Source organism: Bartonella sp. AP57NXGY (genome assembly GCF_042195805.1).
Lineage (GTDB): Bacteria > Pseudomonadota > Alphaproteobacteria > Rhizobiales > Rhizobiaceae > Bartonella.
Window position 1 is genome coordinate 1,226 of record NZ_JBHIOZ010000043.1, and the last position, 8,744, is coordinate 9,969.

Here is an 8,744-nt window from a genome sequence, read left to right on the forward strand (position 1 = left end):
ATGAGCAAAGTTATAATTTAAAAAGACAGTATATAATGTTTATGATCAATGACTTAAATTAAAGACATGAATTGGGGGAGTTTGATCTTTCTTACAGCACAGTAGCTCAAAAAAAACAGTAGATGAAGTTTAAAATTCACCATTATCCGTCATAAGATGAAAGCTTTCATCCCAAGTTTAATTTTTTTAAACTATTTTTTTGTTCTTTCTGTAATATCTAAAGAATATCTTCAAGCAATCATAAGCACTCTTTTAGGTTATCATTTCATGATCAAAGTAATGGTTATCGAGCTTCCATTCAAGATACTGTTTTGCAAAAGGAAATCGTCATTTCAGGATACGGAGGGATTTATGTATTTAGTCACAATGTATCATGCACCCTTCCTCTTATATCAGAAATTTAATTCTTAATCGTAATGACGTGATTAAAAAGCACCTTGCGAGACAATCTTTTTAATAAATAAAGTAAAGATGAATTCTGAAAAAAACTTTTTTAGACGTAAAGTGATACGGAGAAACAGTCAGAAAGAAAGGGGGGGATTACAAATGTTGATGACTATAAAAAAAGATATCAAAAAATTACCAAAAACCGATTTATGGATCATTTGTGCTATTTCAGCTGATCAGCAAAGAGAATGGATCAGTAAATGGTGTATAAAAAATAAACACACTTCTATAAGTCCTAATTATGTCAATGATCTTGCCGTCCTAGGGTCATTTTACAGATCTAGACAAAATGATTACTACGGAAGCAACAGCCCCACAAGCAACTCCCCTCCAAAGATGACAATCTCATTTATGAGGCTTATGTTGCTCCTCATAATCACTTTAAAGTTGCATCATTTGCTCTCATTAATACGCTTTGAAATCTCATATAGACTAAGGGACCTTTTAAATTTTGGGATGGTTATGGAAGCCTTCTTTCCACTAATCCCTGAATGGGGATATGAAACCGCTACCTTTTCACAGAAAAATATTCTTTTCAATGAAAATTCTTATTGTACAATCTATGGAACAACACAATGAACAGAGCACGCACCCTTGCTCTCACCTATGGCTCCTATAATGCTGTCCGCATGCTGATCGGCGTTTACCATGCGATTTTTTTAATGTCCATGGGAGTGAGTCTGGCGCAATTAGCTCTGCTTCAGGTTGTCTTTTCCACCACCATCCTGCTGCTTGATTTTCCCTGCGCTGTTTTATCTGACAGATATCGGCGTAAATATTCCGTTATGGCTGGGGTCTTTATGACAGGAGTATTTTATCTTCTATGCCTTCAAGCTCCCAATATGACAGCACTTATTATTGCGCAAATTCTCTATGCAGCAGGCATTTGCATCATTGTCAGCGCCATTGACGGATGGATTTACCATTCTCTAGGCGATAAACAGGATCACTTTTCGCATTATGCTCATCTCTACCACCAGGTTAACTCTTTTGGAAGTATTCTCAGTGGGATTGTAGGAATTGGAACGATCTATTACTCTGGACGATATTTTATGGGATATATCATCTCATGCCTCATGATGGGATTTATTTTTTTGATATTCCTTATTGTTCCTGAAGAAAAGAAAACGACAATTGAAACGTCCAAAACAAAAACAATCTTGCACAATGCCAAGGAAACGCTCTGGATATTTCAAAATACAGTAGGAGGAGCATGGTTTATTTTCCTCATGTGCCTTTTTAGCGCTGGTATTCAGATTATTTATCATTTCTGGCAACCAATAATACTTTTAGGGGGAAAAATTCATCACCTCAACGGTTCGCAAATGCTCGTCTTGATGTGCTGCCATATTGGAGCCTTTTCAGCACAATATTTTTCAAATTTGCTGATGTCTAAGTATCATGTTCTTGATAAAAAATATAAGAATTCTATAAAATATTTTTCCTTCTTTTCTGCGCTGATGTGCATAGCGCTCTATTTTTCAGTTCATAGCCATCAAACGGCTGCATCAGTCATCGCCTTCTCTTTAATCCATGGATTTATTTGCACTGTACCGATCGGTGCAAAAAGCTTATTTTTCTCAGAACTTAACCAAAAACAAACGCAGCATATTTCCGGTGTTGTTGGTGCTGTCTCTTTTAGCGGAAGAATATTTTCAATTACAGTATTGAGTATTATTTCTTTTCTTCCTGCAAAAGTTTCTCCATCTTACTACCTAATATTACCGACCATTACTTTTTTCATGTGTGGTTTGGTTGTCATGAGATGGATGAAACACTCTCAAAAGTCTCTATGAGAGGAAAACCATAACATTTCACCCACAATGTTTTCTTTTAAAAGAAATCTATAACTTTTTTGAGAGCATTGCCACATCCAACTTTCAATACACAATGCAAATATAAAGCAACACGTTGATTTATAATGATAATATACCAAACGCGAATATTGTAAGATTCTTTCTTTTCAAATCTGCTTTATGGTTGAAACAATCAAAATCATTTGCTTGCACATCATAAGCAAAGAAAGCCGTATAAATAAAAACGATTTAGAAAGGAAAAATGCCTTTTATGAACTCTCATAGTCAAAATCTATAACAACAGGAAGGCAGATATATAAGCAGATATATAATATGCCTCTTTGCATCTTCATAAGTATACAAATGATGTGGCTTTATAAGGCTTTATATGTCTCACAGAAACTTTTGTGTTTTATACCATTTACGAGGCAGCGTCGCAAAATGGGCTTACACACATTGCAAAGATATCTCTTTAAAACAAGCGCATAAATCGGCAACACAAGTATATTTGTGTTTAGAACATGCTTTTTATATGAGAGGCATAATCCCAACGGGATAAACAGAATTCCGATACACAGTCAACTGCTTTTATAACAATAGATGGCGGAGAGGAAGAGATTCGAACTCTCGAGAGCCTTTTGAGCCCTACTCCCTTAGCAGGGGAGCGCCTTCGACCACTCGGCCACCTCTCCAACAGAGAGGCATAAATGGTATCAACAGAAAGTTCAAGACATTTTCGATTTTTTTCCCAAATATCTGAATTTTTTTTCCTTTATTGATCCCATAAGGAGCAAAAGTTAATAAAACAAAAATTGTGTCTTTTTTACCACAGCATCTCGAATAGTACATGTATATATTACAAAAAGGTAATTTCACATTTGAAACTCTAAAAAGATTAGTTATAGCTAAGATAACAAGTGCTGCGTATTTACTTATGTCTTTGTCCTTAATGCGTTAGGCAAATGGTACTCTTTAGAAGAAATTTAACCGGACCTCGGAGATCCCATATGAATATTAAATCCCTCTTTTTAAGCTCTACAGCAGCTTTTTTAGCAATTTCTGGAGCACATGCTGCTTCAACAGTTATCGCCGAACCCGAACCTGTAGAATATATTCGCGTTTGTGATGCCTATGGAAAAGGATATTTTTATATCCCTGGAACAGAAACCTGCATGCGTTTATCAGGAAATGTTCGTACTGATTTTATAGGCGGTGATAATATCGATGCAACAACCGAAACTGAACTAAGAAACAAAAGAAAAACCTATGGCGCAGCATCACGGCTCACCCTTGTTTTTCAAGCAGCTTCTGAAACAGAAATGGGAACACTTCGTTCATATGCAAGAATTTATTCAAACTGGGGTGATGGTAGAGACAACGCTGCTGCAAAGCTTGCCGCGGCTTACATTGAACTGGGTGGTTTTCGCGTAGGTCTTGATGACACAATTTTCAACAGCTGGACTGGTGATTATGGAAATGTTCTCAATGATGACAGCATAGCGCCTGCCGGCACAACACGCACCAATTTTATTTCCTACACCTTTAGTGGTGACTCCGGCTTTTCTGCTATTATCGGCGCTGAATTAGGCAATAATGCAGATTCTCTTCCAGGAATAACAGGATACTACATTGATAAAGATGATAAGCTTGTTTCTATCACTGAGGGCACTCTTCCAAGTAAAGCAATTAAAAATTACACCCCGAATGTGGTTTTGGGTATAAAGTTCATGCAAAAATGGGGTGGTTTTTCAGCAGTTGCAGCATATGATGCTTACTACAAAAAGTGGGCTGGAAAAGTACGTGCAGATTTCAATGTCAACGATCGTTTCAATCTATGGGTAATGGCTGGCTATAAAAATGGACTTGATTACTACACAGTAAATGAAAATGATGAGTTATCACGAAAAAGCACAACAATTTATGCAAACTGGGGTGGTAAATGGGCTGCTTGGGCGGGTGCCACTTACAAGCTTACTCCAAAAGCAAATTTGAATGCTCAAGTTTCTTATAGTGCTGTAAAAACCTTTGCAACTTCTGTAAATATTACATACACGCTGGTTCCAGGATTTGTGATTACACCTGAATTAACCTATGTTTCTTGGAACGATGATCGCGTTGTGACGGATAAAAATAATGATGAAAAACATTTATTCAACAAGAAAAGTGCTTTTCAAGGTATGATCCGTTTACAGCGTTCATTCTAATCCTATTTAAGCTACAGCTTTTAAAAACTGGCAACATGGTTTGCCAGTTTTTATTTTTGAAATCAAATATCATGAATATCTTTTCCTGATACGTATTGTCTTGTCTCTCGAAAAAAAACCGACTTAGTTTCATAAAACTACTCTTAGAAGATTAACCTGATATGTTTGATAAGAGCACCTCACACGGGCTTTTACACATCACTTCAAACACAATCTCTTCCTTGCCCTTTAAAGCATGAATAACCCCTTTGCTTTATGAGCAAATTGGTCTTTCTTGGTAATTTACTTCTAACCTTTGTTAATTTAGGTCATGATCTTCTCAAATAAATTCTACACTGAACAGATAAAATATTGAAAAAACAAGATATCATTGTGTTTTTGATATGCCTGAATGTGTCTTCTATCAACACTCTAAAACACAACGTTTTATAACACTGCTTCATTAAAAAACTTAATCATTAAGAAACATGCTGTCAAAACGATGCAAACATCCCCTAAAGCAATAAAAGAGAAAAGAGATATATCTTCAAAAAAATGAATTGACCTCTTCCCCTTCTAAAGAATAGCCCCCCTATCAGTAGCAATCTGTAAATGCCCCTATTTTTCTTGAATCTGCATCACTTTGATTTATAATCATAATTTATAATTTTGCATGTTTCAATCAACCAAAACCTTTCACTTGTACACGACAAGCGGAGAGAGCCGTGTGAATAAAAACGAGTAAAGAAAACCCTTTTATGTATCGTTTTCAGTTCCAAGGGTTGTCGTAACATTGAGATCTAACAAAATGTACGATAGTGCTAGGCACTTTTATTAAGCATAAAAATGAGGATACACTTCATAGAGGATTTTAGATTATATTCTCTATGAACGTCGCTATAAAATATGTGTTGTGATACACACTAAAAGACATTTCTTTAAAACAAGCATGGAAATATACAATACAAATCCATTTTATTTGAAGCGTTTTACCCTGCGTAAGGAACATGTCATCATATACACAACATCTTGGCTTTATGCGTTTTTAAAGGAAGAAAAATATAAGACAAAGAAACAATAAAATTTAATCTCTGCAAATCATAGAGCTTTCAGAGTTATGTTTCCATAAAACGCCTTATACCCTACAGGGGATTTTTTACACGATTAATGCCCTTTTTACATAAAGCCAATTGGCAAAAAGCAGCCTTTCCTGATAATAAAAAGGCTTACACGTAATCATAAGCCATATTTTCAATTAAAACGCATTGAATTCACGGAAAATACTTATCAACCAATGCATAAAGAATTGCTGCTGTTTCAACATCTAGAATCCCATCATAATTTTCTTGACGAAAATGAAGTTGAAATGCTCGGATCAAATCTTTGTATCCTGTTTGGGTACACGCAGCAGAAATGTCATATCCATAACATTTTAGCTTCGCCAAAACTTCTTCTTTGGGTGGCAAATTCTTAGAGAATTGCTCTTGATAATGACTTTTTAGTTCATCATCATACCATGCTCCTATACCTGCGCTATAAAGTTCTCTCCATGGAAAAGCTGCTCCTGGATCACTTTTTCTTCCAATGGCAATATCACTATGTCCCACCACATCTGTTGGCATAATATCGGGATACCGTTGAAGAATATTCAAGGCAAGTTCCTTAACAGCATCAATTTGTATTGGATTATAAGGAGGAAACATACCCGTCCCATCATGATAAGTCGCTAAATTAACGATTTCAATCCCGATAGATGCATCATTGAGATGACTATGCCCAGCCCATGAACTCACACCCGCATGCCATGCACGCTCATTTTCATCAACCAGATTAAAAATACGCATATCCTTAAAGCCTGCCTCACGATATGTCTGCTCTGAAGGATCAGGAACAAGATAGTGTGCACTAACCTTTTCTCCTGTAAGCGCCATAATCGAGGCTTTAAAATCAATAGCCGTATAATGCATAACGAGAAAATGAACGCGACGACTAAAACTCTTGACAGAACGATAACTGTTGTAATCAATCTGATACATAAAAGCCCTTTCTTTTTTGCTTAAAAAACCACTGCGCATCACAACAGATAGAATACGAACTGTTAAAAAATGCAATAAACTTCCCATCTAGATACTAAGAATTACGACTAAAATTTGTTCATCAAAAATATTGACACTCTTATCAACAATTAAGACCACATTTTTATTTTTCTCCCACACACGCATAAAATGTTTTTAACCACATTAAATATTTTCCCCAAAAAAATTCCTACAAATTACCAATCAAAAAGAAAACAAAAGCGTAAAATGATCACTCCTTAAATCTTCACGTCTTACAGAAAAATAGTTCGTCCTGTTATCAAATTGAAAAATATAGCCCCTCGGAAGTGAACCCCCAACGATCATGCAATCACACAAAAACTTAAAGGAAAAATTTTATGAGCTCTTTACAGCAATTTATTATCAGATAACAGAACGGCACATGTTCGCAATAAACTCTTCACGGACATATTGTTCAATAAAATTTGCAAAGCTTTCCTGTAAATAACATAACTTCTTATTTTTTCACAACATCGCTGTTTGATTTACAAAGAATCTCAATTATTTACAACGCTTAAGGCACACGAAGTCTCTGGATTCCTTGTCATAGGCTCTATAAAATATAACATCTTGATTTATAATCATAATTAATCATTATAAATATTGAATATAGCGAGCCTAATATCGTAAAGTTTTTCTTAATCTTGAATCAATCAAAGTCATTTAATGACACATCAAAAGAAAAATTACCCTATAGACAAAAACCACTGAAGAAAAGGATCAAAGTACTTCTTATAATAGAACGTTCAATAATTTAGGCAATATTTTACATCCCCATAGAGGTTCATTTTTTCTTCTCCATTTTCAAATATCTTTTTAAGACAGCCCAGGCTGCATATTCTTGTAAGACGACACCTAAAAGTGGTCGTGTATAGGGAAAAGTTACCCGATCATCACCATAACCTTTCATCCGTATAGTTATGGTGGCATGTCCAAGGCTTTCTGCTTGATTTTCTAATGTCTCCAAAGAAGGCTCTAGGCTCACTTCAACCTCAAGCAGTGGAATATCTTGTTTACCTTTTTCTATGGGCTGAAAATATTTTAAAAGCAGCGGATCATTGCCCAACCAATGAACCTCTGCATGCATCGCTAATTGTTTACAAGCAGTAGTAACTTCTGCCCCAACTAAATAGGGGTGAAAATGATTTTCAAATGCTTCCACGAAATGTTGTTCCAAGAGCGCTTCTGATTGAGCAACCAGTTGCACCAAAACATAGGGGCTTTTCCATAAAAAATGCCGTTCAAAGGGTTCATTTTCAAGATGATCATCAACCCACTGCGCAATAGTACTTTCATCAATTCCAATCAAAGTCCATGCATACTCCGCACGCGATACAGAAAAATATTTCTTCTCGTTGTGTTCTAAATAATTCTCTAAAAGCGCAAGAGCCTGTGATGGTGGACCAGGCAAAACAACAAGTGTACTTCCATCGCAAGAGAGATAAAACCCTGGTGCTGTGCCTGTAGGATTATCAAGCACAGTTGCTGTCTCAGGAAACAATGCTTGACGTGCATTACTCTTATCCACCAAAATCCCTAATCGTTGTAATTGACCTTTTATTGTTTGCCAAACATCTTCATGATGTACCAAAGGCTGCTTTACAGCTTGAGCAACTCCATCGCGTGTTTTATCATCTGATGTTGGTCCCAATCCCCCACTGATAATGATAAGATCTTCTTGTCCAAGACAAGAAACAACAGTCTCACTGATTTGCTGTAATTGATCAGCACAAACAAAATGACGTGTGACTTGAATATTTCTCTTGTTCAAGCTTTGGCTTAAATCTTGTAAATTCGTATTCAAATATTGTCCTGAAAGGAGTTCATCACCAACGGTAATGATCGCCGCACGACAAACAAAGATAGGATTCACAAGAGAATTGCGAACAGCTTCAGCCATTTGACGGGTAGAGGCGACACCTCCAAGATCATAGGTAACGGTTTTTCCAGCACGAATAACCTGATCAACACTCTCAGATAATTGTTTTGCTGCATCTTTAAAGCCTAAGTGCTCTAAGAGTAAAGCCGTGGTATAAAGCATCGCAGAAGGATTGGCTTTATTTTGTCCAGCAATACGTGGTGCGCTTCCATGAACAGGTTCAAAACAAGCAATCTCGCTCCCCACATTCACATGAGATGCAAGCCCCAATCCCCCCATTATCCCAGAGCCAAGATCAGAGAGAATATTGCCAAACATATTTTCAGCAACAATCACACCAAAC

5 protein-coding genes and 1 tRNA gene are annotated in these 8,744 nt (G+C 36.4%); 3 read left to right on the plus strand and 3 right to left on the minus strand.

The window, feature by feature from the left end; translation table 11 throughout:
* Nucleotides 1–546 precede the first annotated feature (546 nt).
* Nucleotides 547–1,026 carry a hypothetical protein gene (locus tag ACFIL8_RS05665; protein ID WP_375681503.1) on the plus strand — a complete coding sequence of 160 codons (480 nt, stop codon included), beginning with the start codon at nt 547–549 and terminating at the stop codon, nt 1,024–1,026.
* Complete coding sequence (locus tag ACFIL8_RS05670) at nt 1,023–2,243, plus strand: MFS transporter (protein ID WP_375632603.1); 1,221 nt, start codon at nt 1,023–1,025, stop codon at nt 2,241–2,243. Before ACFIL8_RS05665 ends, ACFIL8_RS05670 begins: the two co-directional genes overlap by 4 nt.
* 601 nt (nt 2,244–2,844) lie before the next feature.
* Here the strand turns inward: ACFIL8_RS05670 and ACFIL8_RS05675 are convergent.
* Nucleotides 2,845–2,935: transfer RNA gene (locus tag ACFIL8_RS05675), tRNA-Ser, on the minus strand.
* 315 nt (nt 2,936–3,250) lie between these two features.
* Here ACFIL8_RS05675 and ACFIL8_RS05680 point away from each other — a divergent pair.
* Entirely contained in the window at nt 3,251–4,447 is a 1,197-nt protein-coding gene (locus ACFIL8_RS05680; protein WP_375613795.1) for a porin, read from the plus strand.
* 1,250 nt (nt 4,448–5,697) lie between these two features.
* Here the strand turns inward: ACFIL8_RS05680 and ACFIL8_RS05685 are convergent.
* Together ACFIL8_RS05685 and ACFIL8_RS05690 are read right to left on the minus strand one after the other, a co-directional pair.
* Complete coding sequence (locus ACFIL8_RS05685) at nt 5,698–6,462, minus strand: N-acetylmuramoyl-L-alanine amidase (protein WP_375689110.1); 765 nt, start codon at nt 6,460–6,462, stop codon at nt 5,698–5,700.
* An 844-nt stretch (nt 6,463–7,306) separates the two neighbouring features.
* Nucleotides 7,307–8,744 (minus strand): isocitrate/isopropylmalate family dehydrogenase (locus tag ACFIL8_RS05690; RefSeq protein WP_375689105.1); only part of this gene is annotated, 1,438 nt, incomplete at its 5' end.